The sequence below is a fragment of the Microbulbifer flavimaris genome (assembly GCF_001641755.2).
Lineage (GTDB): Bacteria > Pseudomonadota > Gammaproteobacteria > Pseudomonadales > Cellvibrionaceae > Microbulbifer > Microbulbifer flavimaris.
The window spans coordinates 1-256 of sequence record NZ_LRFG02000024.1; the positions used below are offsets into that span (position 1 = coordinate 1).

The 256-nt window shown below is 48.8% G+C and carries 1 protein-coding gene; it reads right to left on the minus strand.

Translation table 11 applies throughout. The features are described 5' to 3' along the window. Positions 1 to 139: 139 nt before the first annotated feature. Positions 140 to 256 carry an aminomethyltransferase beta-barrel domain-containing protein gene (locus tag AWR36_RS16515; protein ID WP_369814740.1) on the minus strand — a complete coding sequence of 39 codons (117 nt, stop codon included), beginning with the start codon at positions 254 to 256 and terminating at the stop codon, positions 140 to 142.

Here is a 256-nt window from a genome sequence, read left to right on the forward strand (position 1 = left end):
ATTGATACTGGTCTGATAGGCAAGGTCGTCGGTTTTCCCGGTGGTGGCCAGTTGATACACTTGTTGCGCCACTTGGTAGATGCCAATAAGGGCGATGGCTTTGTCTTGTTCGGTATAGGTTTGCGTCATAATGTCGATTCTATTTCGCTTCAATCTCGGCTTCAATGTCATTTAAGTGATGATAGCGTCCGGTAATCACCGCGCCACCCAGACATTCGTCACCCTCATAGAATACCACGGACTGGCCGGGTGTAAT